The sequence below is a fragment of the Brumicola pallidula DSM 14239 = ACAM 615 genome (assembly GCF_000428905.1).
GTDB lineage: Bacteria > Pseudomonadota > Gammaproteobacteria > Enterobacterales > Alteromonadaceae > Glaciecola > Glaciecola pallidula.
Map to the genome: position 1 here is coordinate 240,676 of NZ_AUAV01000005.1, position 25,182 is coordinate 265,857.

18 protein-coding genes are annotated in these 25,182 nt (G+C 42.0%); 10 read left to right on the plus strand and 8 right to left on the minus strand.

Annotated elements, in window-relative coordinates:
* Nucleotides 1–81 precede the first annotated feature (81 nt).
* The 4 genes from G399_RS0101135 (at nucleotide 82) to G399_RS0101150 (ending at nucleotide 6,097) form a co-directional block, all read left to right on the plus strand.
* Nucleotides 82–1,530: a PhoH family protein gene (locus G399_RS0101135; protein WP_006013629.1), complete on the plus strand. Its 1,449-nt coding sequence runs from the start codon at nucleotides 82–84 to the stop codon at nucleotides 1,528–1,530.
* Nucleotides 1,531–1,709: 179 nt separating this feature from the next.
* On the plus strand, nucleotides 1,710–2,645 hold the full coding sequence (locus G399_RS0101140; RefSeq protein ID WP_006013631.1) for a diguanylate cyclase: 936 nt from the start codon (nucleotides 1,710–1,712) through the stop codon (nucleotides 2,643–2,645).
* Between the two features lie 244 nt (nucleotides 2,646–2,889).
* Nucleotides 2,890–5,430: a TonB-dependent receptor gene (locus G399_RS0101145; protein WP_006013633.1), complete on the plus strand. Its 2,541-nt coding sequence runs from the start codon at nucleotides 2,890–2,892 to the stop codon at nucleotides 5,428–5,430.
* 316 nt (nucleotides 5,431–5,746) lie between these two features.
* Nucleotides 5,747–6,097, plus strand: coding sequence for an MFS transporter (locus G399_RS0101150; RefSeq protein ID WP_006013636.1), 351 nt, complete (start codon nucleotides 5,747–5,749; stop codon nucleotides 6,095–6,097).
* On the opposite strand, the gene G399_RS0101155 is transcribed toward G399_RS0101150, so the two are convergent.
* Nucleotides 6,081–6,929 (minus strand): crotonase/enoyl-CoA hydratase family protein, encoded by an 849-nt coding sequence (locus tag G399_RS0101155; protein WP_006013637.1) that lies wholly within the window; start codon nucleotides 6,927–6,929, stop codon nucleotides 6,081–6,083. The genes G399_RS0101150 and G399_RS0101155 overlap by 17 nt on opposite strands.
* Before the next feature lie 223 nt (nucleotides 6,930–7,152).
* On the opposite strand from G399_RS0101155, the gene G399_RS0101160 reads away from it, so the two are divergent.
* The 3 genes from G399_RS0101160 to G399_RS0101170 are packed head-to-tail and all read left to right on the plus strand — an operon-like array spanning nucleotide 7,153 to nucleotide 10,508.
* Entirely contained in the window at nucleotides 7,153–8,706 is a 1,554-nt protein-coding gene (locus G399_RS0101160; protein WP_006013639.1) for an alpha/beta hydrolase-fold protein, read from the plus strand.
* 23 nt (nucleotides 8,707–8,729) lie between these two features.
* Entirely contained in the window at nucleotides 8,730–9,935 is a 1,206-nt protein-coding gene (locus G399_RS0101165) for a saccharopine dehydrogenase family protein (RefSeq protein WP_006013640.1), read from the plus strand.
* Nucleotides 9,936–9,989: 54 nt separating this feature from the next.
* Nucleotides 9,990–10,508, plus strand: a complete 519-nt coding sequence (locus tag G399_RS0101170) for a DUF4920 domain-containing protein (protein WP_006013642.1) — start codon at nucleotides 9,990–9,992, stop codon at nucleotides 10,506–10,508.
* A gap of 9 nt (nucleotides 10,509–10,517) precedes the next feature.
* Here the strand turns inward: G399_RS0101170 and G399_RS0101175 are convergent, their stop codons facing one another.
* The 3 genes from G399_RS0101175 to G399_RS0101185 all read right to left on the minus strand — a co-directional run bounded on the left by G399_RS0101175 (nucleotide 10,518) and on the right by G399_RS0101185 (nucleotide 16,029).
* Nucleotides 10,518–11,642 (minus strand): MalY/PatB family protein, encoded by a 1,125-nt coding sequence (locus G399_RS0101175; RefSeq protein WP_006013645.1) that lies wholly within the window; start codon nucleotides 11,640–11,642, stop codon nucleotides 10,518–10,520.
* Nucleotides 11,643–11,875: 233 nt separating this feature from the next.
* Nucleotides 11,876–14,986: an efflux RND transporter permease subunit gene (locus tag G399_RS0101180; protein ID WP_006013647.1), complete on the minus strand. Its 3,111-nt coding sequence runs from the start codon at nucleotides 14,984–14,986 to the stop codon at nucleotides 11,876–11,878.
* Nucleotides 14,983–16,029 (minus strand): efflux RND transporter periplasmic adaptor subunit, encoded by a 1,047-nt coding sequence (locus G399_RS0101185; RefSeq protein ID WP_006013650.1) that lies wholly within the window; start codon nucleotides 16,027–16,029, stop codon nucleotides 14,983–14,985. The genes G399_RS0101180 and G399_RS0101185 overlap by 4 nt, the downstream gene beginning before the upstream one ends.
* A 374-nt stretch (nucleotides 16,030–16,403) precedes the next feature.
* Between G399_RS0101185 and G399_RS0101195 the strand changes: the two genes are divergently transcribed.
* Nucleotides 16,404–16,826, plus strand: a complete 423-nt coding sequence (locus G399_RS0101195; RefSeq protein WP_026843341.1) for a hypothetical protein — start codon at nucleotides 16,404–16,406, stop codon at nucleotides 16,824–16,826.
* Between the two features lie 68 nt (nucleotides 16,827–16,894).
* Nucleotides 16,895–19,198 (plus strand): TonB-dependent receptor, encoded by a 2,304-nt coding sequence (locus G399_RS0101200; RefSeq protein WP_006013661.1) that lies wholly within the window; start codon nucleotides 16,895–16,897, stop codon nucleotides 19,196–19,198.
* Nucleotides 19,199–19,329: 131 nt separating this feature from the next.
* Here the strand turns inward: G399_RS0101200 and typA are convergent, their stop codons facing one another.
* The 4 genes from typA to G399_RS0101220 all read right to left on the minus strand — a co-directional run bounded on the left by typA (nucleotide 19,330) and on the right by G399_RS0101220 (nucleotide 23,220).
* A complete protein-coding gene (typA, locus tag G399_RS0101205; protein WP_006011257.1) occupies nucleotides 19,330–21,159 on the minus strand; it encodes a translational GTPase TypA in 1,830 nt (609 codons plus the stop codon).
* Between the two features lie 207 nt (nucleotides 21,160–21,366).
* Nucleotides 21,367–21,969: a YceI family protein gene (locus G399_RS0101210; RefSeq protein ID WP_006011258.1), complete on the minus strand. Its 603-nt coding sequence runs from the start codon at nucleotides 21,967–21,969 to the stop codon at nucleotides 21,367–21,369.
* Nucleotides 21,970–22,013: 44 nt separating this feature from the next.
* Nucleotides 22,014–22,604 carry a cytochrome b gene (locus tag G399_RS0101215; RefSeq protein WP_226988962.1) on the minus strand — a complete coding sequence of 197 codons (591 nt, stop codon included), beginning with the start codon at nucleotides 22,602–22,604 and terminating at the stop codon, nucleotides 22,014–22,016.
* Entirely contained in the window at nucleotides 22,585–23,220 is a 636-nt protein-coding gene (locus G399_RS0101220) for a YceI family protein (protein WP_226988963.1), read from the minus strand. Before G399_RS0101220 ends, G399_RS0101215 begins: the two co-directional genes overlap by 20 nt.
* Nucleotides 23,221–23,673: 453 nt before the next feature.
* On the opposite strand from G399_RS0101220, the gene glnA reads away from it, so the two are divergent.
* Nucleotides 23,674–25,083: a glutamate--ammonia ligase gene (glnA, locus tag G399_RS0101225; RefSeq protein ID WP_006011264.1), complete on the plus strand. Its 1,410-nt coding sequence runs from the start codon at nucleotides 23,674–23,676 to the stop codon at nucleotides 25,081–25,083.
* Nucleotides 25,084–25,182: the final 99 nt, after the last annotated feature.

Consider the following 25,182-nt stretch of genomic DNA (forward strand, 5'->3'; position numbering starts at 1 on the left):
ACACCGGCTACGCAGAAACATTATTTTCTTACCTCTGAGGCAACGAACTCAGGCTGTTTCTTAGTATTATTGGAGTCGCTGATGCCACAACAAACACAAATTACACCTGTTAACTCGAATGATCAAACTGACGCTAATGTCGTGTCAATTTCCAATACTAAATTGTATGTGCTGGATACCAATATTCTTTTGCATGAACCGCTTGCCTTCACGTCTTTTAAAGAAAATGACGTTGTCGTGCCCATGACTGTGTTGGAAGAATTGGATTACATCAAGGATAGTAACAAAGATGTTGCGCGCGATGCGAGAGTGTCAATTAGAGCGATGGAGGATTTGCTGCACGATGCAACGCCTGAGCAAATGCTCGCGGGGGTTAGCATGTCTGGGCTAGGTGCTGGAGAAAACGGACCTACAGGTGCACTGTCGATATTTGCAGATTTGTTGATGCCGGATAACCAACAGATTTTTACTAGTAATGAAAACGACAACAGGATTATCAATGTTGCCTTGCATTTGCAGGTAAAATTGGCGCCTAGACAAGTCATTTTAGTGACCAAAGACATTAATATGCGTCTGAAAGCGAAGGGCGCCGGAATGGGCTTGGTTGAGGATTACCGCAGGGACCAACTCATCAGTGATATTAAATATTTATGCAAGGGTTATCATGTATTCGAGGGTAACTTTTGGGAGAAGGTGCAACTTGTTGAGAGTCACACTGAAGGGCGAGACACTATTCACAATATTCCAAGAAGTGTTTTGCCTGAAGCTTATATTAACGAATTCCTGATTGATGAAACTCGACAATTTGCCGGTATAGTGGAATCAATTACTAGCAATTCATTAGAAGTACTAGACTTGGGCTATGAGCGTCTTATGTCTCGGCGTGCTTGGGGCATATCGCCGAAAAATATTGGGCAAGCTATGGCCCTGCATTCATTGCTCGACCCACATATCGATTTGTGTATTCTAACTGGCCCAGCCGGGAGCGGTAAAACATTACTCGCACTAGCCGCGGCATTGGAGATGGTCATTGAAAAAAATATGTATGACAAAATTATTGTAACGCGCTCAACACCAGAAATCGCCGAATCAATTGGTTTTCTGCCGGGTACCGAGGAGGAAAAAATGGCGCCTTGGTTAGCTGCGATAACTGATTCATTAGAAGTGCTGCATAAAAACGATGAAAATACTAAAGGCTCTATGAGCTATATCATGGAAAAGGCCAACATACAGTTCAAATCGGTTAACTTTATGCGTGGACGCAGTATTCAAAATGCTATCGTCATTTTGGATGAATCTCAAAATTTAACCGCATCACAACTAAAAACCATTATTACCCGCTGCGGTGAAGGCACGAAATTAATTTGCGGGGGTAACTTGGCGCAAATTGATAGTAATTATTTAAGTGCGGTAACCTCTGGTCTCACCTATATCGTGGAGAAGTTTAAAAACTTTTCAGGCAGTGCGACTTTTAATTTAGACGGGGTGGTTAGGAGTCGTCTAGCGGAATTCGCTGAGAAAGAGCTTTGAACTGGTAACTTACTCAATTGATGGTATAATGTGAGTGTTTTTTGAGCACTAGTCGATGCGCGATTGATGTCAATTACTTGATTTATAACCCAATGAATTGAGGATTTCTAAGCTAACATATATTTATGCACAGCCCAACGACAGATTAATTAGCCATAATATAATGAGGTAGGACTTATATGGTAAAACGACGAGCCACAATCCTTATTGTCGACGATGAACGTATCAATATTCAAATCTTAGATAATGCATTGAGTGACCAATATAATATTCTTGCAGCTATGAGCGGTGAGCAAGCGATCAAAGTGGCTTTAGAATCCCGTCCATGCCTTATTCTACTTGACATCATTTTGCCCGACATCAGCGGTTACGAGGTCTGTAAAGCACTAAAAAATAACAAGCAAACATCGCATATTCCTATTATTTTTGTGACGGCACAAAGCCTACCAGAAGATGAACTCAAAGGACTAGAGTTAGGTGCCATTGACTATTTCCGCAAACCTTTTTTAGTGCCGCTTATTAAAGTGCGTATTCGCAATCAAATTGAATTAGTACAAAAAACGGCTGCGCTTGAGCAACTGGCATGGATTGATGGTTTAACCGGTATTCCAAACCGACGTTCATTTGATAAACGCTATTTTGAAGCCTGCAAATATGCCGTGCGCAGTAAACGCAGGATTTGCCTTATCTTATTGGATATTGATTTTTTCAAACAATACAATGACTATTATGGTCATGCACAAGGTGATGTTGTCCTGCAGCAAGTGGCACGAGCACTTGAGCAAGGGGTCACTCGGCCTTTAGATTTAGTTGCCCGTTATGGTGGAGAAGAGTTTGTCATATTACTTACCGACTCTAGTGAAAAAGAGGGGGCCTTGCTTGCTGAAAAAGTGCGTCAAAAAATAGAAGATTTAGCAATCCCGCATATTAAATCAAACATTAATAGAACACTGACGATTAGCGTTGGAGTAACAACAAGCTCTAACGATGGTGGTAGTCTTGATAGTAAAGCCCTACTGGAAACTACTGACGCTTGTTTATACGAAGCTAAAGCGATGGGGCGAAATACGGTTGTTAGTGCTGATTTTAGACCAAGGACTCCTAAAAGCATTTAGTTTAGCGAAACTTAGGTGCACAATCAGGCTCAGAAATACGTAAAGTCCAATTGCTTAAAAGGCTACTTTATTCCCATAAAAGGACGCCTCACTTTTTATTAACCACTAACCACTAACCAATAAGCTGTTAATTCCTAGCTAATTAAGCGGTTTAATTAATGTTAGATTATAACTTTACACTCAAAATGTTATAGTATAACATCTTATTAAATATCTAAATCACTTCTATTACGGATCATCAACTGTGAAATGCTTACCTAAACCGCTCACTCTGCTGTCAATCTCTATTTTATCTACTTTTGCTATTTCAATTCAAGCACAAACGCTAAGTGGTCTTGTTCTCGACAAGGCGGGAAAACCCCTAATCAATGGCAGTGTGCAAATTATGGGGACTAATAAAACGGCTTCTATTCAGTCAGATGGACGTTTCATTTTCGAGAATGTAAGGCCCGGAAATATGGAAATCCATGTTGCAAGCTCAAGGCACATCCATTCAAAAACAGAATTGACAGTTCCTGAGTCAGGCCTATTTGATATTGAAATTGTAGTTGCCAATTCGAGTATTGAAATCTTTGACGTCACGGCAAGTGCTTTTCATGCTTCGACAATTGAGTCGGCAGCCCCTGTTAGCGTTTTGGCGGGTGACGAGTTGCGCAGAAAACAAGCATCGACGCTAGGTGATACTCTGAAAAACGAAGTCGGTGTACATTCTACTTTTTATGGTTCAGTTGCCAGTTCGCCAATTATCAGAGGACTTGACGGTCCCCGAGTATTAGTGACACAAAATGGCTTGGATTCAGGAGATGCATCTCGCGTTGGTCCCGATCATATAGTTGCTACGGACGCCTCAACAGCAACACAGATTGAGGTGCTGCGCGGTCCTGCGACCCTGTTTTACGGTAGCGGCGCGATTGGTGGCGTTGTCAACGTGGTTGATCAACGTATTCCTGACAATAACGATTGGGAAGGACGTGTATCGACAGATCGCAATACAAATAATAGCGAAGAAGCTTTTTCAGGCTTTATTAAAGGCGGCGAGGGTAATCTTGCGTTTAACCTGCAAGGCTATTATCGTGATGCCGACGATTATCGGATCCCAGGTTATGCTGAGAATCCAGACACTCACTCCGATGAGGAGCATGATGATGACCTAGGTGCAGAACATGAAGAACATGAAGAGCACGAAGGCGAGCGTAAAGGTGTGGTTGAAAACTCCTCCAGCAGAACCAAAGGAATTACCTTTGGCGCAAGTTATTTATTAGATAATGGATATATTGGTTTCTCTGTAGAGCACATGTCTAGCTTTTATGGTATTCCTGGACATGCTCACGGTGAAGAACACGGTGAAGAACACGGCGAAGAACACGGTGAAGACTCTGATGAAGGACTTGGCGAAGAGGTCGTTCAAGGTGATTTACAGCAAAATCGCTACCAAATTTCAAGCAAACACCAATTAAGTACAGACTTTATCAGTGCCATTAATACTGGTTTTGCTTTCACTGACTATAAGCATGCCGAAATTGAAAATGGAGAAATAGGGACTGTTTTTGAGAACAAATCACATGAGGCTCGTGTTGAAGTGATCCATCAGCCTTTAGCTGGATGGCGAGGAGGCCTAAGTTTTCATTACAAAGCGAGTGATTTTGAAGCGGTTGGTGAAGAGGCATTTACACCTCCTTCAAAAACCAATAGTTTTGGCGTTGGTATAATAGAGGAACAGCACTTCGGTAACGTTTTGTTTCAATTGGGTGCAAGAATTGAACAAGTAGAAATTGATGTGCCTACAATTCAAATCGGTGAAACTGAGTTTGAAGCAATTCACTCTGCAGCAGAACACGGTGAAATGGAACATCATGATGAGGACGGTCACGCCAGTCTGCTGGACGCAAGTCAGTCGAGCAGTGTTTCTTTTACACCGTTAAGTGCATCAATTGGTGCGGTTTGGGATTTTACCGAAGGTTATAACTTAGGATTGTCTTACGTGCACGCTCAACGTGCACCATCTAGCGCGGAAATATACAGTTTTGGCCCGCATATTGGGACCAGCACATACGAAGTTGGTGCCTTTTATGATATTACCGAAGATGGCGATGTGGTTTTTAATGGACGAGATTTGGCAGTGGAAAAATCAAATAATGTGGATATCTCACTCCGAAAGTTTAGCGGTGAATTTGGTTTTGTTGTAAATGCATTTTATAATCAAGTAGATGATTACTATTTCTCTGCAGATTCTGGTTTCGTTGTTGAAGAGGGACATGACGATATTGCTTCAGATCTGGGAGAAGATGTCATGGCTGACGAGCACGAAGGCCACGAAGATGAAATGCCGGTATTTCTTTTTACTGCCCTCGACGTCGATTTATATGGCTTTGAAGCAGAAATTAATTGGCAAGCCACAGCATCATTACAACTGCAAGCTCAGGGTGATTTAGTGCGTACCAAGCTCGATAAAAACTTGGGTGGGAGTCAGTATCTTCCAAGAACACCGCCATCGAGACTTGGTGTAAGTGCTAACTACGTTGTCGGAGACTGGCAAGCTGGTTTATCACTTCATAGGTACTTTACTCAAGACAGAGTGGCTGAATTTGAAAGCGAAACTAAAGGCTATACCTTAGTCGATCTTGATGTTAGTTATGTCACCTCTTTTAATAATACCGACGTTACCTTTTATTTAAAGGGGCGTAATTTGGCAGATGAAGAAGCACGAGTGCATACGTCCTTCTTAAAAGATTTGACACCGGTGCAAGGTCGTTCATTTATATTGGGTGCAAGAGCTCATTTTTAAATTAATCTGCTAAAGTTCGAATGTATTTAAGCAATGAGTCGGTCTTATTAGGTGCTATGTGAATGACAACATAATGTAAGCTACTTAATAATTGACTGACTCATGGCTTGCTTATTCGACAATTCTATTTTTAAAAGCTTAGCTTTTAAAACCAATGCATTTATTGCGATTTCTTTCCTAATACATCCGAATAAGACCCGTCACCTCGGTTACTTTCATCTATTTTTGAGTGTGACAATTCAAATGAGTCTTAGACACAATATTTGTTCCCCGTTAATATAATAATGCCATTATAAATATCCATGGGCGGTAAATAGTGGATAAATTTATTAATGAAGGGGAAGAAATGAGTTCGGATCAAGCAAATGAAAACATGCTGTATATTGTTTTAGTTATTTGCGCAGCAACTATTGGTGGCTTTTTATTTGGTTTCGATAGTGGCGTTATAAACGGCACATATGACGGTTTAGCGGCTGCTTTTAACACATCTGATTTGTACGGCGGGTTCAATATAGCGAGTATGCTCTTAGGTTGTGGCATCGGTGCTCTTTTTGCTGGTGTTTTAGCTGATAAATTGGGTCGTAAGCCATTATTAACAGTCGGTTCAATTGGTATGGCGATAACATTAGGCTTAATGGTATTTGCCTTCATTAATCAACGGTTTTAGGCAACAGGTTCTCGAACATTGGTTGACGTTTTTGTTGTCCTGCGCTCATGGCCTCCATTACGTCTGGCATTTGTAGCATACCGCTTTGCCAAGTCGCCATGTAATTTAAGCTATCCGCAACATTATGGTCTCTGGTGTAGTTGATCATCTCCTTGCAACCAGCCACGGCCATTGGTGAGTGTCCTGCAATCGTTTTTGCAATTTTCATTACTGCCCTCAACATTGTTTCTTGGTCAGCATACACATGATTTACCAAGCCACTAGACTGTGCTTCTTGGCTCATCATATTTCTACCAGTATAAGCAAGCTCTCTGACTAAACCTTGTGCAATAAGGTGGGGAAGACGCTGTAATGTGCCCACATCGGCGGTCATTCCAATTTCAGTTTCTTTGATACAAAAAAACGCATCTTGGGTACAGTAACGACTGTCACAAGCGCTTATCATATCGACTGCGCCTCCAATAACACCGCCTTGAACAGCAACCAAAACAGGCATCCTAACTTGTTCTAGCGCATTAAATGCGTCTTGTAACTTCAATACGTGGCGCCTAAACGCTTCTGCTCGTCTGGCGGGTTCGCCATTAAAGCTAGCGCTCATATTTTGAAAAACAGATAAATCCATGCCCGCACTAAAGTGTTTACCCTGAGAGGAAATCACAATCACGCGCGCCAATGCATGTTCATCTATATATCTAACTGCTTCTGGAAGCTCAGTCCAAAAAGCAGTAATCATGCTATTCATTTCCTGTGGACGGCATAACTGTATATGCGCAATTTCATCGGCAATACTTATTGCGATTGTGCTGTAGCTTTCTAGGTTTGATGTAGGCATTTGTTTCTCTATTGTGACTGAATAGTTATCGTCGAATAATGTAAACTATAACTCATGTGAGAGATTATTATATTTTGTTTACGTATAATGTGGAATAAACTGTAATAACGGCACGACACAAAATAACATGCCGACAGCGGGTATGGTGTTTGTTGACGGGCTGCAGCAATAGCATCAATTTTTTGATTGTTTGAGGTAAACGGATAATGGAACAGGGATTTATATGAAAAAACTACCATCGATGTGCGTTATTTTACTATTGGCTTTAGGTTTTTCTAACGCTAACGCCAATATAAACATAAATGCTAACGGCCAAAATACTAAAGTTGATGTGACAAGTACGCAGTCGATCCCATCTGAAGGGCGACTTTATCTGGTTTTCTCTCCTTCTGCTGAGGAAGAGCCTCGCTTTTATAGTGCTTGGCCCACTAGTAATGTCGAACCTCTTTTTGCAAAAGATATCAGCGGATTTAAAGTCAATGAAACACATAGCTTTACCCACGATTTTATCGGGTTTCCATATAAAAAAATGGCTCAAATACCGAGTAATAAATGGTATGTGCAGGCGATTTACGACACTGATTTTTTAGACTCCAGAATAAATTCACCTTTAAATTTTTATTCAAATGTCGTTGAGTTGGATCTTGATGGCAACAGCGATATTGCACTAACGTTGAATTTAGAAAAGCAGATTGCAAAAGAGTCATTACCTAAAGAAGCGCAATTTCTTAAGTTTGATAAAGTACCAAGCCAGCTGTTATCTGACTTTTGGCAAAATGAGATGTTTCTGAGAGTTGGCGTTATTTTGCCAAAAACCTATTATGACAATCCATCCCATAAGTTTCCTGTGGTCTTTGATATTGGTGGTTATCACGCTCGATATACGCGTGCGAAAAATTTATATGAGAACGACGCTTTTAAAGCGTTCTGGTTTAGCGATGACGCACCACAAATGGTCATGATTTTTTTAGATGGAGAGGCTCCATTAGGTGATAGCTATCAAATCGACTCACAAAACAATGGGCCTTATGGCGAGGCAAATATGGTGGAGTTGCTCCCCTACTTAACTGCAAAATATAAGCTAGTTGATGACGGTAATTCACGTTTTACAACAGGGTGTTCAACCGGTGGTTGGGTGAGTTTAGCCTTACAGCTGTTTTATCCTGAGCAGTTCAATGGAGCGTGGTCATTTAGTGCGGATGGCGTCGATTTTAAGTATTTCCAGCTCGTGGATATTTATAGCGACAATAACGCATTCATAAATGAACACGGAAATGAGAGGCCTTCTTATAGAGCTAAGGATGGTGAAATTATTTTTAGTATTCAACGCGAAATAATGATGGAGAACGTCATTGGTCGAGAGGATTCATTTGCATTTAGCGGTGGCCAGTGGGGCGGGTGGAATGCTGTTTTTGGACCAAAAAAACAAAATGGACAACCCTCGGTAATATGGGATCCTGTTACTGGTGAAATTGATAAGGAGGTTGCAAAAGCCTGGGAGGACTATGATCTGCGTTTATACACGCAGAACAACTGGGCGACTTTGGGACCCAAATTGGCCGGTAAATTACATATTTGGATGGGGGACATGGACAACTTCTATTTGAATAATGCAATGAACCTGTACCAAAATATGCTCGAAAAACAAGAAGAACCAAAGTCTGATGCGGTTTTTACTTGGGAGAGAGGTATTGGCCACTGTGACTATAAAAAAGTGCCTATGTTGAAGAAAACGCTACTACAAATGCAACAAAGAATAAGTAAAAGCACAAATTAAAAATAAAAAGGTGACAAAACAATATGAGCAACAGTGGCCAACAATTCGATTTCATTTTATATGGCGCAACTTCTTTTGTCGGGCAAATTATGACTGAGTATCTAGCTGGCTACACAAGCGAAGAGTATACCTGGGCAATGGCGGGTAGAAGCGAGAGTAAGCTGCAAGAATTGAAACAACGCTTAAATTTAAATGAAGTACCTCATTTTGTTGCTGATGCTACTGACGAAACTGCGCTAAAAGCGCTATGTGAAAAAACCAAAGCGGTCGTGAGTACAGTTGGACCCTACGCGCTTTATGGCGAAACACTGGTCAAAGTGTGTGCGCAATCAGGCACTGATTATTGTGATTTAACCGGTGAACCGCAGTGGATAAAGCAAATGCTGGGCAAGTATGAAGCCGATGCAAAAAGTTCTGGTGCGCGTATTATACACTGTACTGGTTTTGATTCGATTCCGTCCGACTTAGGTGTCTATAAGTTACAACAAGCGGTTATTGAACAAACTGCAGCACCTGCAAAATACATCAAAATGCGAGTAAGAAAAGTTAAAGGCGCTGCATCGGGCGGCACGATTGCCAGTATGTTAAACGTGTTCAAAGAAGTAAAAGAAAATCCGCAGTTGCGCACAGTGTTGATAAATCCTTATGTTCTTTGTCCAGTTGGACACCCGTTTAAACAGCGTCAGAAGAATCATAAGGGTGCGAAACGTGATAATTCATTAGGTGTTTGGACGATGCCTTTTGTGATGGCATCAATTAACGAGCGCATTGTGCATCGTTCAAATGCGTTATTAGGAAATCAATACGGGGAAGATTTTCTTTACGATGAAGCTATGACCGCGAAAAGTGGCTTTCAAGCGTGGACGTTTACGCTGGGTTTAGGCGCTTTTATGCTAGCAGCAAGTCTACCGCCATTAAGAAAGCTATTAGCCAATTACGTTTTAGCCAAACCAGGTGAAGGCCCTACTGCTGAGCAACAATTGGACGGCATGTTTGATATGCGTTTTTACGCTGATATGCCCAACGGTAACAAATTAGTCTTGAAAGTAGAGGGTGATCGTGACCCCGGTTATGGTTCCACAGCAAAAATGTTGGCGCAGACCGTGCTCTGTTTATCAAAAGATATTCCAGATTTGAACGGTGGCTTTTGGACTCCTGCTTCGGCGTTAAATGAACCTCTAATTGAGCGCTTAGCTAAACACGCGGGTGTCACTATTGCGGTCATGTAGTTAAGATGAAAGACAATAAAAAGTATACATTTAATTAAATAGGATAGGTTTACTATGAAGTTTCAACAGTTTTTAAGCGCTACGGTGATACTCTCTGCAATGACTTTGTCTACGCTAGCATCGGATATGCCTGATAGCAATAAAATGAGTAACGTCCTCAGATTATCGGTACCGGTGGCAACAGATGCTAATTCTGAAACCTTTGGTGTAGTGCTTAATAAGTCCTTGCAAAAAGTAACATTGAACGAATTGGCTGCAAATTCGGCGTTGTATGTAGGTAACGCTTTTCAGGTCGATGCTAAAGTGGCTAAAGTTTGTCAGAAAAAAGGCTGTTTTTTTATTGCTCAACAGGACGATGACGTTATGCGTGTTGCTTTTCGAGATTATGGCTTTTTTGTGCCTACAGACAGCGCCGGGAAAACCGTGACTCTAGCAGGCGAACTGATCAAAAAGGAAATGACTGCAGAGCAAGTAGCGCACTTCAATCAAGACATGCAAGGTGGCTCTGATGCAATGAAAGAAGGCGTTGTTTATGAAATTGTTGCTGATAGTGTCATGATCCCTAAAACGTAAAAATATGCGTTAGCAAGACAGTTTCTCAATGGCTTCTACTAAATAGTCACGAGAACAGCCAAAGTTGAGCCTAAAAAAGTCTTTTTTACCAAAGTCTCTGCCGGGCGAAGGGCCTATACCCTTTTCCTCACACCATTTTTGGGTGTCCGATACGTTTAGGTCACTCGCGTCAACCCAAAGTAAAAACGTCGCTGCCGGTGAGAGTGCTCTTAAACCAGGTATTTTGTTTATTTCAGTGACCAAGTAATCGCGGTTAGCTTTTAAGTAATCGAGTTCGCCTTGATGCCAATCGTCACAGTGTCTAAAGGCCGCGTTTGTTGCGGTTAAGCCCGTGACTGTCACCCAAGGTACAATGCCTCGAGTCGATTTATTAAACGTAGCCCGTAATGTCGTATTTGGAATTATCGCGAAAGAAGTACCTAAACCAGCTACGTTGAAGGTTTTACTGGCAGCCATCAGTGTAACTGAGTGCTCGATTAAGTCTTTATGTGCACCGGCGGGTAAATGCTTAACATCATCTAATATTAAATCGCAGTGAATTTCGTCAGAGCAAATTAAGACCTGGTGCTTTCGACAAATGCTAGCCACTTTATCCATCTCTTCTTGAGTTAGAACTGAACCGACGGGGTTCATAGGGTTACACATTATAAAGAGTGTCGCTTTGGGGTCGGCGGCGGCTGTTTCTAACGCACTGAAATCCAAAGTCCAGCGGCCGTCTATTTCGACGGTCGGTACGCAAGCTCGATCAAGTCCATTGATCTTAGGCGCTGCTAATAGCGGCGGATAATTAGGCGTTTGCACGATGACAGTATCACCTGCATTACAATAGGCTTTTATTGCGACGTTGAATGCCGGCACGACGCCTGGCGTCCATATTATCCAGCTAGGATCGACCTTCCAGTTATATTGTTTTTCGCACCAGTTAACAATAGCATTAACTGCATCAGTATCATGAGCTGGTAGCGTGTAACCAAACAATCCATCTTCAATACGTTGATGTAATGCGTCTAGAATAGGTTCAGCGCAACGAAACTCAGTATCGGCAATCCACATAGGCAATATATCGGTGCCTTTGTACTTTTCCCACTTATAGGCTTTTGATGCTGTACGGTCTGGTTTGTTACTAAAATTCATTGCGGGTCCTTTGATTATTGGCAGCACTGCGTTGTTGATAGAGTAAAAAGCGTATACAAATAAAAGACGTTTATAGAAAAAACGGTTCATAGGCATCATCACTACTGAGTCTAAAGCACAAACTTTAATTACTAAAGAGCTAGTAGGAATATTTCATCATGTTGATCACAGCGTCAGTGCTTCAGATCAACTAATCGCAGAAGTCTATTCCCCTTTTAAAGTGACAAACGATATTACGCATTTTGTTGCTCAACTGCCTCAAGTTCAGTTTCCAAACGGTTACTTTCATCTGCTCTCGGCTTCGAGAATGGCGCAATAAGTTTATATAGCACCGGCGTTAAAAAAAGAGTAAACACAACGGCAATACCTAAACCACCAAACACCACCCAACCGATCGAATTCCTTGCTTCAGCGCCTGCTCCAGTTGAGAGTATCAAGGGCAGACCACCCAATATAGTCGACATCAAGGTCATCATAATTGGGCGTAACCTAACCGAAGCCGCCTGCACTATGGCATCATTAACTGCCATCCCTCGATCGCGCAATTGGTCAGCGAATTCAACAAGTAAGATAGCGTTTTTGGCAATTAAGCCTATTAGCATCACCAGTCCGATCTGAGAATAAATATTAATTGATGTTCCGGTTAAATAGAGCGCATAAATTGCGGCTGCAATACCAAAAGGAACGGTTAGCATCACCACAATTGCGCTATTAATACTCTCAAATTGTGCCGCCAATACGAGTAATACAATAATGAACGCAAATAAGTAGGTCATGGTGATCTGGTTCGAGGTTTCTTCAAAGGTAAGTGCTTCACCCAAAAACACTAACCCGATGCCGTCGGCTAGGTTTTCATTAGCGATATCACGTATTTGTTTAACAGCATCGGCCATCGGTATGCCATCGGGTAGTTCTAATCCAATTTCAATGGCTCTGCGTTGAGCGTGGCGCTCTAATTCGGCGGCAACGCCCTCTTCGGTAATATACGCAAGGCTAGATAATGGTACTAAAATACCACTATTAGATTTTACAAAGAGATTGGTTAAATCCGACGGATTGGCTTTGTTTCTATTCGACGACTGCAATATTAAAGGGATCGCTTGATCACCAATATTGAGATCGGTTACGTCATCGCCACTGATAGCCGCTCTTAATGTAGTTGAGATATCACTGAAAGAGACGCCCAGTTCTTCGGCCCGGCGTCTGTCAATATTCACTCTTAGTTGCGGTTGCGTTGGCTGGTAGCCAATATCAGGTCTGCCAAGCTCGGGCAGCCTTTCTTCAATCAGTTTACCGAAGGCCAATGCCGATCCATAAATACGCTCGTAAGTGTCTCCTGTAAGCGCCATTTCCAAACCGCCACCTTGGCCGCGAAGATTCAAACTATTACTACCAAAAGCCCGCGCTGGCGCCCCAGGGATAGCGCCAAGCTTAGGTCGCATTTCATTTATAATTTCTTGCTGTGACTTTTCTCTATTGTCCCAATGTGCTAGTGGTACAGTAATGAAAACAATATTGGGATCCCATCTACCAACAACGGTATAAATCGAATCAACATCTGCATCCTCGACATAAGGCAGCAGAATTTGTTCCATTTTCTCGGCTTGCCGGTTCATATAATTTAAGCCAGCACCATCGGGACCTCGGGCAAATACGCGAATTACTCCTCTATCTTCGGAGGGTAAAAGTTGGTTTTCAATTTGTTCATATAGTAATGCTGCACCACCAGCTGATAAAACTGAAACCAGCACCGTTAACCATGAAAAACGCAGCGTCTGATGCAGTACTGCCATGTATCCATTTAACATGAGGGTACCAAAGGCGCCAAGGGTACGGTCAAAAAAGCTATTATTTTTCGTCTTGACGGGTAACTTAGCGGTTAACGCAGGTACTAAACTCAATGCAACAAATGAAGAAATGATAACAGCGCCAGCAAGCACACCACCAAACTCCCTAAACAATCTACCTGCGGTAGATGGTAAAAAAGCGATAGGAATGAAAACCGCAGCAAGTACCGCAGTGGTGGCAACCACCGCAAAGAACACTTCTCGGGTACCCAAAACTGCAGCGGCTCTTGAACCCATACCTTGAGCACGACGGCGTTGGATATTTTCAGATACGACAATGGCATCATCAACGATAAGTCCGGTTCCAAGCACCAATGCGAGCAGGGTTAAAATATTAATAGAGAAACCAAGTAGCCACATGATGACTAACGCGCCAACCAATGAGACTGGTATCGACAGGGCAGGAACTAACGTCGCTCTTAAGTTACCTAAAAACAACCACAAGGTGCCAATAACTAGCAATATAGTCAAAGCTAGAGAAAACACAACTTCATCTACCGAGCTACGAATAAATTCTGCATCATCGGATGTAACCACAATATGCAGGTCAGCAAATCGCGTATCCAGGGCCTTAACCATCGCCAGTACTTCATCCGAAATTTCTATCGTATTTGAACGTGCCTGTCGGATAATACCTAAACCTACAACGGGTCTACCATCAAGTCGGACTATACTATTGGCGTCAGCGGGGCCGAAATAAACGCTCGCAACGTCGCCTATTCGAGTGTCTCCGGAGATTAAAATTTGCTCAATATCTTGTGTAGAGACTGAGGTTGCTTCTGCTCTCACAATGAGTTCTTGGTCTTGCGATTTAACACTACCAGCAGGTACATCAAACGGTGCCAAGCGTAAGGCTGCAGAGACGTCGGTCATCGACAAATTGAAGCTTGTTAAGCGCAGTGGATCAACGGATACTCGCATGACTCGCTGGCGCTGACCGTCTAGCGATACATCAGCAACGCCGGGAATGCTCAAGAATAACGGTGCTAGGTCAACTTCAACGCGCTCGGTTAAGGTTTCCATATCAAGTGAGTCGCTGCTTATAGCTAAGCTCACAACTGCCTGAGCGTCGTTGTCTGCTTTTATAATCGATAACTGCTCAACTTCTGCAGGTAATCTGCGCTGCACGCGACTGACCGACTCACGGAGTTCATTAGCGGCATCTTCAAGGTTTGTGCCCGGTCGAAACTCAACGCGGATCCGTGAAGAGCCTTCCTCACTGGAGGCGTTGATAGAATCCACTCCACTGACTCTGGCAACGGCACCCTCTAAACGGCTAGTTACTTCACTATCAACAGTCTCAGGAGAACCGCCAGGATAACTAGCTGAAACTGTGACAATTGGGCGATCTACATCAGGTAATTCTCTTATTTCTAGGTCGTTAATGGCGGCAAAACCTGCTAAAATAATGAGCAAGTTTAGCACCATCACCAGCACAGGTCGGCGTATGGATAGTGAGGGTAAATCGTTTATTTGACTGCCATTATTTTTGCTCATGAGATCCCTTCAGGCGTATTAATTGCCTCAAGACTTTGCCCCTGTCGTAGTTGCTGCACACCTTCAACAACTAACATTGCCTCGGCGTTAAATTCTCCGATGACCAAAATTGTGCCGCGCAAACGCTCTTGTATTTGTACATCAACTCTATTGGCTTTACCGTCAAACATTTGCCAAACGTAGGCGCCGGTTGCGCCCCACAATAGTGCTGTTTCCGGAATTGCTGCATATTCTTGGCCCTTAACCGATAACTTCACTCTAAAGCTCATACCGGGCCGATATCTATCTTCGCTATTATCTAGCTTTGCCCTCACTCGGATGGTTCGATCTTGCTCATTAATTCGCGTATCTATTTGCGCAATGCTGGCACTAATATTAATGTCACGATTTTGCCAAGGTGTTAACGTTACTTCTGGCTTATTACTCAGCACCGCCAAAGACACTTCAGGTGCTGAAAAATTAATAAAAAGGGTCTTTCTATCATCGAGTGTGGTGATCATGGTTTGCTGAGTAATACGATCACCGACCTCCACATCCGTGAAGCCAACAATGCCGTTAAAAGGAGCTTTGACAATCCGTTCTCTGAGCGCTACTTCAGCCTCTTTTACTGCAATTTCGGCAAATGCAAGCTGGGTGCTGGCAATATCCACTTGACTTTGTGATGCAGCGCCTTTTTTACGACTTTCAACTAAACGATTATATTCTCGGCTCGCATCTTTTAATTGTATTTTGCCGCGCTCCAACGCGACTGACTCACGTTCGTTGTATAGCGTTAATAACACTTGGTCTTTTTCAACTTGTTGACCGGGAATAAAGTTGACCGAAATCACTCGTTCACTTACGGCCGGAAACAAAATAATAGATTTTACGGCTTCGGCTGTGCCAACAGCTTCGATGTTTGACTCCTGTGCTTGATATGCTAATGGTTCGACCAAAACCTGTGTTTTGCTTTCAGCTCGCCCACCCCAAGACTGTGCGTGGGCAGTACTGGTAAATATTAATCCAAATATAAAAATAGGTAGCAAACTGCGGAGAGTCAACATAAACAAAGGGTCTCATTTAATTATTGTTATTTCAGACATACCACTACGCTATAAGTGCCTTTAAAGATCAGGTTTTTAGCTTGTTTGATATGTGTTTAAAACAAACTATCTTATGTTAACAGAAACTTACGCTTACAACAGGGAAGCCAAGCTGCATAAATTGAGTAAAACGAAAAAGGACATTGAAAACCACAACGATATTGATTTATGTCATAAATTACCTGACAAATTTACCTTATGTCTTGTTTTTACATTCAATTTGAGGTTGAATATTGATTAACATTACTCTTGTTGGCGCTTTGATTGCAGCAATGCATGAATCATTATGAGGTTTTAAAGGCACAGCAAAAAAAAGGTAACCAGCTAACGTAAGCATGCCGTTTAAAACTGCGAATCACTACATTCTGAGCACGCTGCTTCTGCTAGCCTTGATATTTAACCAAGGCCTCGGCATGCTGAGTAGTGCCAATGCGATGTCCGTAATGCAGAGCTATGCGGATGAAGATACCCTAGCGATTTGCACAGGCACAAGCGTAAAGTGGATATCGGCGGCTATATTCTATCAGTCCGATGATATTGTAGAGATCGATGCTCCAAGTGATACCCCAGAGGATCTGCATGAAGTATCCTGTATTTTCGCGCAATTTAACGATTCACCAAAAGATGACCAATTTTGTAAACTCAAGACCCTAACAAATGACTTCGTTACGCCTCTAGTCAACATTACAAAACGCTTATTCGTTGCAACAGACTACGTCAATAATTTCCTTGCCAGAGGACCCCCTGCTTTTCTATAAGCCAAGTTGACACGAAAACTAATCCGCAACATATGGATTAGATTCTAACTTTTATAGGAAACAGATACATGACTTCACGTTATTGCTTTAGCCCCGTGTGTTCAGATAATAAGAGCACTAAAAACAACAAAAAGACCATTCAATTGAGAGCAAAAAGTAAGCCGATAAAGTTTAAACACAGTGTTTATTCACTAATTTATGCGGCGGTAATACTCGCTCTCACTGCACCAAATAATGCATTTGCTGAGTCTGCACTTAAAAACAGTACACAAAAATCAATCTCGAGAGTAAAAGATGATCAACAAACGCCACTTCATAGTGAGGATAGGGAAGCTAAAGTAATTGAAAGAATTGAAATTATTGGTCAAATAAATACGGGATTAATGGAATCTGAAATTGCATTGGCCGAAACCAGTTCACCTGATCTGCGTTCGCAATTGTCACAACTCCCTGGTGTCAGTGTAAACGGCAATGGGTTGGTTAGCGGGATTGTCCAGTATAGAGGCTTATTCGGTGACCGGCTCAAGGTCAAAATTGACGGTATTGAGATTGCAGGTGCAGGACCAAATGCAATGGATAGTCCATTATCTCATGCTATTGGTAATAGCCACGAAATTATGTTGTATCAGGGTATAGCTCCGGTATCTGTTGGTTATGAAACGCTCGCTGGCGCGATTGAAATAAAGGATGCAATACCATCACTTGGTGACTCTAAAGCGTTTGCTGCTTCAACTACGTTGTCGGCAAGTTGGTTTACGAATAACGACGCTAAAATGTTAGGTGTTAGCACTGTTCTTGCCAATGATGAAAACTATGCCTCATTTCAGGGCCAATATCAGGATGCACAAAATTATGAAAGTGGTGATGGATTGATTATTCCATCAACTTTTTATGAGCGCAGTGGCCTAAAATTTAAACTTGGAAAACACACCGATGCGTACCAGTTAGATCTTTTAATTGGTTCTCGTAACACCAATGAGTCAGGAACCCCGGCACTTGCTATGGATATATCGTTTGTAGATGCACTGTGGTACAAGCTTAGTTTTGAACAAAATATTAGCAACGATTGGAAAACTAAAGTGCAGGTATTTGGTAATCAAAACCAACACATTATGAATAATTTTGGTCTTCGTACAGCGCCTACTTTGGCTTCATACAGACAAAATACAGTGGATAGTAAGGCCGTTGGGGTAGACCTTGATGTTATTCAAAATTCGGCAAAAAGAAATTGGCAACTGGGGCTTAACTATTATTCACAAGCTCACAACTCTCGAATAACTAACCCGAACACTAGCTCTTTCTTTATTCAGAATTTTAATAATATTCAGCGCGAAGTAGGGAGTGCATACGTGCAATATAATATTACAGCTAACTCAAAAGAGTCTGCCAATATCCATAGCAACGATGTGCATTGGCAACTCGGTGGCAGATTCAGTAATATTGGTTACAGCACTGATGAAGTCGACTCCAATATGGTTTTGGTCAACCCAAATATTGCCACACTGGCAAATAATTTTAATACTTCACAAGGAACACTTGATTTTGATTTAATCGATTTAGTAGTTAAAGCCGAAACAAAAATTAACGATAGCTTACGAGCAACGCTATCATTGGGCCAAAAAGAACGAGCACCGAGTTATAATGAGCTTTATTCTTGGTTTCCACTCGGTGTATCAGCTGGCTTAGCCGATGGAAGAAACTACTTGGGTAATTTAGCGCTTAAAAAGGAAACGGCTGGGCAGATTGATATAGGTTTGCAATTACAGAGTGATGGTCTGACTATTATGGGCAGTGTTTTCTATCATAGTATTGATAACTATATTATCGGTGTACTCTCAAGCAATATGTCAGCCAACATGATAGCCAATATGATGGGAGCACAACCACCCTTGCAGTGGAATAACCGCAAAGCGAAATTACATGGAGCTGACTTATATATATCCAAAATAATTGGCACACATTGGCAAGCAACTATGAGCGGTCAATGGGTTGAAGGTAAATTAAGCGATAGTATTGACGGCCAACGCTACCCGCTATACCGTATAGCGCCTTTGAGTGGCAATATATCTTTACGTTGGAGCAAGGCCGATCTTGACGCATCGCTGTCATTGAATATCGCAGACAGCCAAAACAATGTGTCGTTATTACAAAATGAAAGACCAACACCGGGTTATGCTGTTTGGAATTTCAATCTGCACTATCAAGTGATGCCAACACTGGCACTGAGTTTAGTTGCAGAGAACCTGTTGGACAAAGAATATGCCCAGCACTTAGGTGGTATTAATAGAGTTTCTGGCAGCGAAATAGCAGTTGCACAAAAAGTACCTGAAATGGGCCGTAACATAGGCTTATATGCAGAGTATTCGTTCTAGCATCCATGAGTCTTAATGAGAGTGGATTTAGTTAATCTTTTATTTCTGCAGCGGCGAATCATCAAGCGCTGACAATAAAAAACCCAGATATTGCTGGGTTTTTTATTAATTAAATTAAAAAAGACTAAGAATTAATCCTTTTTAGGGCGACCTGCGCGCTTACGCTCATTTTCGCTCAATAATTTCTTGCGAAGACGTATGCTAAGAGGTGTTACTTCTACTAACTCATCGTCATCAATAAACTCTAGCGCCTGCTCAAGTGTGTAAACAATTGGTGGCACTAGTGTTTGCGCTTCATCAGTACCTGAAGCACGAACGTTGGTAAGTTGCTTGCCTTTAAGCGCATTCACGGTTAAGTCGTTTTCACGGCTGTGAATACCAATGATCATACCTTCATAAACCTCAATACCGTGACCAATAAACATGCGACCACGTTCTTGCAAGTTAAATATGGCGTTGGTAAGTGCTTTACCCGTCGCGTTGGCAACTAAAACACCATTTTTACGCGTACCAATATCTCCGCCTTTGTGCGGTCCATAATGATCAAAAGAATGATAAATTAAGCCAGAACCGGATGTTAGCGTCATAAAGTCAGTTTGAAAACCAATTAAGCCACGGCTTGGAATAATGAAGTCGACACGAGTTCGACCTTTGCCGTCGGGTGTCATGTTGGTCATTTCACCTTTACGCTTGCCAAGTTGCTCAATCATCGTGCCTTGATGCTGCTCTTCAACGTCGATAGTCAACGTTTCAAACGGTTCCATTAGTTTGCCATCTACTGTTTTTAAGATAACCTCAGGACGAGATACTGCTAACTCGTAACCTTCTCGACGCATATTTTCAATTAATATACCCAAGTGAAGTTCGCCGCGACCAGCAACGCGGAATTTATCTGGGTCGGCCATTTCTTCGACACGCAAGGCAACGTTATGCACTAATTCGTCCTGCAAACGCTCAAGAATGTTACGTGACGTAACGTACTTGCCCTCTTTACCAGCAAAGGGAGATGTGTTTACTTGAAAAGTCATGATCACGGTTGGTTCATCAACGGACAGCGGCTTGAGTGCCACAACGTTATTAACATCACAAACCGTATCAGAGATTTTTAACTCACCTAAGCCAGTAATGGCTACAATATCGCCTGCATCTGCAGATTCAATATCATGGCGTTCAAGACCTAAATAGCCCAAGACTTTACCAATTTTGCCGTTGCGCTTTTCACCTTTAGCGTTAACCACGGTGACTTGCTGATTCACCCTAACTGTACCGCGAGTAATACGGCCTACACCGATCACACCGACATAAGAGTTATGATCAAGTTGTGAAATTTGCATTTGCAATGGGGCTGCAGGATCGCCGTTTGGCGGTTCTACTTGATCTACGATGGCTTGAAACAAGGGTGTCATACTATCGCTTGGCACATTGTAATCCATTGTTGCCCAGCCGTTAATTGCAGAGGCGTAAATCACTTGGAAGTCCAACTGCTCGTCAGTCGCTCCTAGATTGTCAAAAAGATCGAACACTTGATCAATGACCCAATCAGGGCGAGAACCTGGCTTGTCAATTTTGTTAATAACAACAATTGGCTTAAGGCCTTGTGCGAAGGCTTTTTGCGTTACGAAACGGGTTTGCGGCATAGGGCCTTCTTGCGCATCGACTAACAGAAGCACAGAGTCGACCATCGACATAACACGCTCAACTTCACCACCGAAATCGGCGTGTCCTGGGGTATCCACAATGTTTATGCGATATTCATTCCAGTTAATAGCTGTATTCTTAGCAAGGATCGTAATACCACGTTCTTTTTCAATGTCGTTTGAATCCATTACGCGTTCTTCGGCTACACCTCGGCTTTCCAATGTGCCTGATTGTTGAAGAAGCTTATCAACTAGGGTCGTTTTACCGTGGTCGACGTGAGCGATGATCGCGATATTGCGAAGATTTGCAATGGCTGAAGGCATGTTTTACTCTCAATAAATAAATGCGAAGGGAAAAAGCCCCTAGGATTGTTGGGCGCGGATTCTACAGATTTATTCCGCAATTAGCGACAAACTTTAGCATTTAGTCGCTAAATATAATCAAAAATCGAATAAACCCTTTATTTTCAATCAACGAATTCATTATTTTGCGACACATTTTGATTTATTATTTACCTTAAAATCTTTTTTTTATTGTTTTTGTAGGGTTAATGTCATTTTTATTTCTTTGTTTACCCATTCAGCGTCAGGATCTGACTCCATTCCAATATTGTAAGCCAGTCGGTCTATAGTAAAACTAGCCGTCAGTGTTGTCTCGTTATTCTTCAATAAGAATGCAACAGGTTGGCTGATGCCGCGTAATGTTAAAGTGCCTGTTACTGCGTAATCTTTGTCTTTGGCAACAATTTGGCTGCTTTCAAATATACTTTTAGGGTGATTTTCAACATCAAACCAATCTCCCTCGGGCAACGTGCTGTCGTAGGTGCTGTCTCCGGTTTTTGCGGATGCAACGTAAAAGGTAGCTAGGATCTGTGGTGACGCAGCGGGTGGCAACACAATATCAGCATTCCACTTATCAAAAACGCCTGAAAACTGCATACCAACATGTACTCCAGCAAAAGTAACTTGGCTGTTTTTTGCACTAACAGAAAATTTCTCTTGTGCAAAAGATGACGGCGTGTAAATAAACGCAGTCATTAACAATAGCAATAGTGATAAATAAAATGAATAATCGCCGTTCCCTTGCTGTCTGGTTTTCAGAGCGCCTTCAAATCTTAATTGTGTCTCTAACATATTATTATTTTTCCAAAATTTAAGTTGTCATAATTGCTAATAGACTATCTTTTAGTCTTTGACCACCACATACGATCCAATAGATTTACACCATGTTTATTTCTATGCCAGATAACGGCGCCGATGTGACCTATAATCAGAAAACCTAAAATCGACGCTGTTATCCAATGTATATTGTTGGCGATAGTTTCAATCATCTTATTCCTAGCTACTCCAGGAATGTGTGGCCATTTTATCCAATCCACAAATACAAATGTAGGCAAGCCAAAAGGACTAGCGGATACCATTAGCCAGCCGGACAGAGGCATAACAACAACGGCAATATAAAGTAATATATGGCCTGCTTTTGCTTTCTTTTTATCGCTTTTTGAAAATTCTATAGGGAGCTCGGGTGCGTATGTAAATATCCGCACGCACACTCGGACAAACAAGGTCCAAAGCATAACAACGCCCGCCGCTTTATGGATCTGAAAGAGCTTGTATTGATCCGCTTTACTGATATCTGCGTTAACCATATACAAGCCACTCACAAACATAAACACAAGCCCTAAGACGACGGTCCAGTGTAATAAAATACTCAGACTATGATATCGATGTTGCTTGACGATGACGTTATTAACCATCTGTTTTAACAAATTCACCTTCAATCATCACTTCAACTTCATCACCAATGTTAGGCGCATATTTGCTCATCCCCCAGTTTGTACGCTGTATAGTTGTAGTTGCAGAAAATCCCATCGTTGGTTTGCCACTAAAAGGTTGGCGAAGCATTGCACCATTAAATTCAACATCCAATGAAACCGGTTTTGATACACCCAAGAAAGTAAGCTCGCCTATCATTACTGCGGTTTTGTCTCCCGTCATTTCTATCGAAGTGGATACAAAATCAATACTGGCAAATTCACCGGCATTGAACCAGCTCTCGTCAGTAGCGAGGATGTTGTCAAAATCTTTCTCTTTTGCATTCGGATAAGCCGTTTGAATTGACATCGGATTAATTTTGGCCGTGACTGTGCTGTTTGTAATATCTGAAGTGTCATAGTCAATAGCGGCCTCAAAATCTGCAAAGCGAGCGACATAACTAGATAGACCTAAATGTGATACTTTCCAAACCACAGACGCATGGCTCAAGTCGACCACATATTCGCCCCTAGGCATCTCATTGAATGGGCTTTGTGCAAATACCGAGGAAACACCGCCAGCCAAACTAAGTACCGAAGTAAAAATAACCATTTTTAAATAATTCATCATGTCATCCATTTTTGTGATTTTGCAGTCTAAACATCGAGCATAATAGCTCAACGTCTGTAATATGTTTATCAGCACATCTTAAGATACGCGAATACGAGCGAAAAGTGGGTGATTTTGTTGCACAATTAATTTAACAATAAAACGACTATCCCGCATAAACAAGTCAAGCAGTTCAAATGCACACTATTTTTAGCGCTTGCACCAAAACAATACGCTAAGCGCCGTTTGCACCAGATTAATTCATTTTGGGATCTTTTTGGTGCAACTAGACGGTTTGGCTCAGCGAGTGCATCAATGGCAAGCCAGTGTTTACAAGGACTTTTATTTCATTGCTATATGGCACGAATATCGCTTATAGTTTTGCATAACTATTTTTGAAAGCTTATTAGATAGTTTTTAACATTTGTACGGAGCACAAATCCGCACAAGGAAATTTTTTTATCGGAGGACAGTATGTCAATTGAGTCGGCATTAGAGTTAATTAAAGAAAGTGAAGCGAAATTTATTGATTTGCGTTTTACGGATACAAAAGGTAAAGAGCAGCACGTTACTATTCCTACTCACCAAGTAGATGAAGACTTCTTTGAAGAAGGTAAAATGTTCGATGGTTCATCAATTGCTGGCTGGAAAGGCATTAATGAATCCGACATGGTACTTATGCCAGATCCAACGACGGCGGTTTTAGACCCCTTCGCTGAAGAGACTCAGATTAATATTACTTGTGACGTATTAGAACCATCAACGATGCAGGGTTATGACCGTGATCCTCGTTCAGTTGCAAAACGCGCTGAAGAATATTTAAAGTCTACTGGCATAGGTGACGCTGTGTTATTTGGTCCAGAGCCAGAGTTCTTTTTATTCGACGACGTTCGTTACCATACGGATATGTCAGGTTCTTTTTTCAAAATTGATGCAGAAGAAGCAGCGTGGAATTCTGGTGCAGAATTCGAAGGCGGTAACAAGGGACATCGTCCCGGTGTTAAAGGTGGTTATTTCCCCGTCGCGCCAGTTGACTCTGCACATGATACCCGTTCAGCAATGTGTCTTGTAATGGAAGAAATGGGTTTAGTTGTTGAAGCTCACCACCATGAAGTTGCCACTGCTGGCCAAAACGAAATCGCCTGTAAGTTTAACACAATGGTTAAAAAAGCAGATGAAATTCAAATCTACAAGTATGTTGTTCACAATGTTGCTGACGCATACGGACAAACAGCGACCTTTATGCCTAAACCGCTAGTTGGCGATAACGGCTCTGGTATGCACTGCCATATGTCAATTACCAAAGATGGTAAAAATACGTTTGCAGGCGATAGCTACGCCGGTCTTTCTGATGATGCATTGTTCTATATTGGCGGCATTATCAAGCATGCGAAAGCAATCAATGCGTTTGCAAATGCATCAACTAACTCTTACAAGCGTTTGGTTCCCGGATTCGAAGCACCTGTTATGTTAGCTTACTCAGCCCGTAACCGTTCGGCTTCTATTCGTATTCCTTATGTAACGAGCGAAAGAGCACGTCGTATCGAAGTTCGTTTCCCTGACCCATCAGCCAACCCATACTTAGCGTTCACTGCTTTGTTGATGGCGGGTCTTGACGGTATAAAGAATAAGATCCATCCAGGTGAGTCAATGAACAAAGATTTGTATGACTTACCACCTGAAGAAGCAGCGCAGATCCCAAAGGTGGCTAGTTCACTAGAGGAAGCTTTGGCGGCACTAGATGCAGACCGTGAATTTTTAACGACTGGTGGCGTAATGAGCGACGACATGATTGACGCTTACATTAAACTTAAAGCGGCCGACGTTGAAAAGCTCAACATGTCTACTCACCCAGTTGAGTTTGAAATGTACTACAGCGTTTAAACGTTTATTATTTAGAACGCAGTGCCGATATTTACTTAATACACCGGCTCCTCGTTATCTAAATATAAATATTTATACTAAAGCCTGTGTTTACAGGCT

What these genes read in the sequence shown, in the direction of transcription:
- G399_RS0101135 (WP_006013629.1), top strand. Translation starts at nt 82, where the DNA reads ATGCCACAACAAACACAAATTACACCTGTTAACTCGAATGATCAAACT.
- G399_RS0101140 (WP_006013631.1), top strand. Translation starts at nt 1,710, where the DNA reads ATGGTAAAACGACGAGCCACAATCCTTATTGTCGACGATGAACGTATC.
- G399_RS0101155 (WP_006013637.1), bottom strand. Translation starts at nt 6,929, where the DNA reads ATGCCTACATCAAACCTAGAAAGCTACAGCACAATCGCAATAAGTATT.
- G399_RS0101160 (WP_006013639.1), top strand. Translation starts at nt 7,153, where the DNA reads ATGAAAAAACTACCATCGATGTGCGTTATTTTACTATTGGCTTTAGGT.
- G399_RS0101165 (WP_006013640.1), top strand. Translation starts at nt 8,730, where the DNA reads ATGAGCAACAGTGGCCAACAATTCGATTTCATTTTATATGGCGCAACT.
- G399_RS0101170 (WP_006013642.1), top strand. Translation starts at nt 9,990, where the DNA reads ATGAAGTTTCAACAGTTTTTAAGCGCTACGGTGATACTCTCTGCAATG.
- G399_RS0101175 (WP_006013645.1), bottom strand. Translation starts at nt 11,642, where the DNA reads ATGAATTTTAGTAACAAACCAGACCGTACAGCATCAAAAGCCTATAAG.
- G399_RS0101180 (WP_006013647.1), bottom strand. Translation starts at nt 14,986, where the DNA reads ATGAGCAAAAATAATGGCAGTCAAATAAACGATTTACCCTCACTATCC.
- G399_RS0101185 (WP_006013650.1), bottom strand. Translation starts at nt 16,029, where the DNA reads ATGTTGACTCTCCGCAGTTTGCTACCTATTTTTATATTTGGATTAATA.
- G399_RS0101195 (WP_026843341.1), top strand. Translation starts at nt 16,404, where the DNA reads ATGCCGTTTAAAACTGCGAATCACTACATTCTGAGCACGCTGCTTCTG.
- G399_RS0101200 (WP_006013661.1), top strand. Translation starts at nt 16,895, where the DNA reads ATGACTTCACGTTATTGCTTTAGCCCCGTGTGTTCAGATAATAAGAGC.
- typA (WP_006011257.1), bottom strand. Translation starts at nt 21,159, where the DNA reads ATGCCTTCAGCCATTGCAAATCTTCGCAATATCGCGATCATCGCTCAC.
- G399_RS0101210 (WP_006011258.1), bottom strand. Translation starts at nt 21,969, where the DNA reads ATGTTAGAGACACAATTAAGATTTGAAGGCGCTCTGAAAACCAGACAG.
- G399_RS0101220 (WP_226988963.1), bottom strand. Translation starts at nt 23,220, where the DNA reads ATGATGAATTATTTAAAAATGGTTATTTTTACTTCGGTACTTAGTTTG.
- glnA (WP_006011264.1), top strand. Translation starts at nt 23,674, where the DNA reads ATGTCAATTGAGTCGGCATTAGAGTTAATTAAAGAAAGTGAAGCGAAA.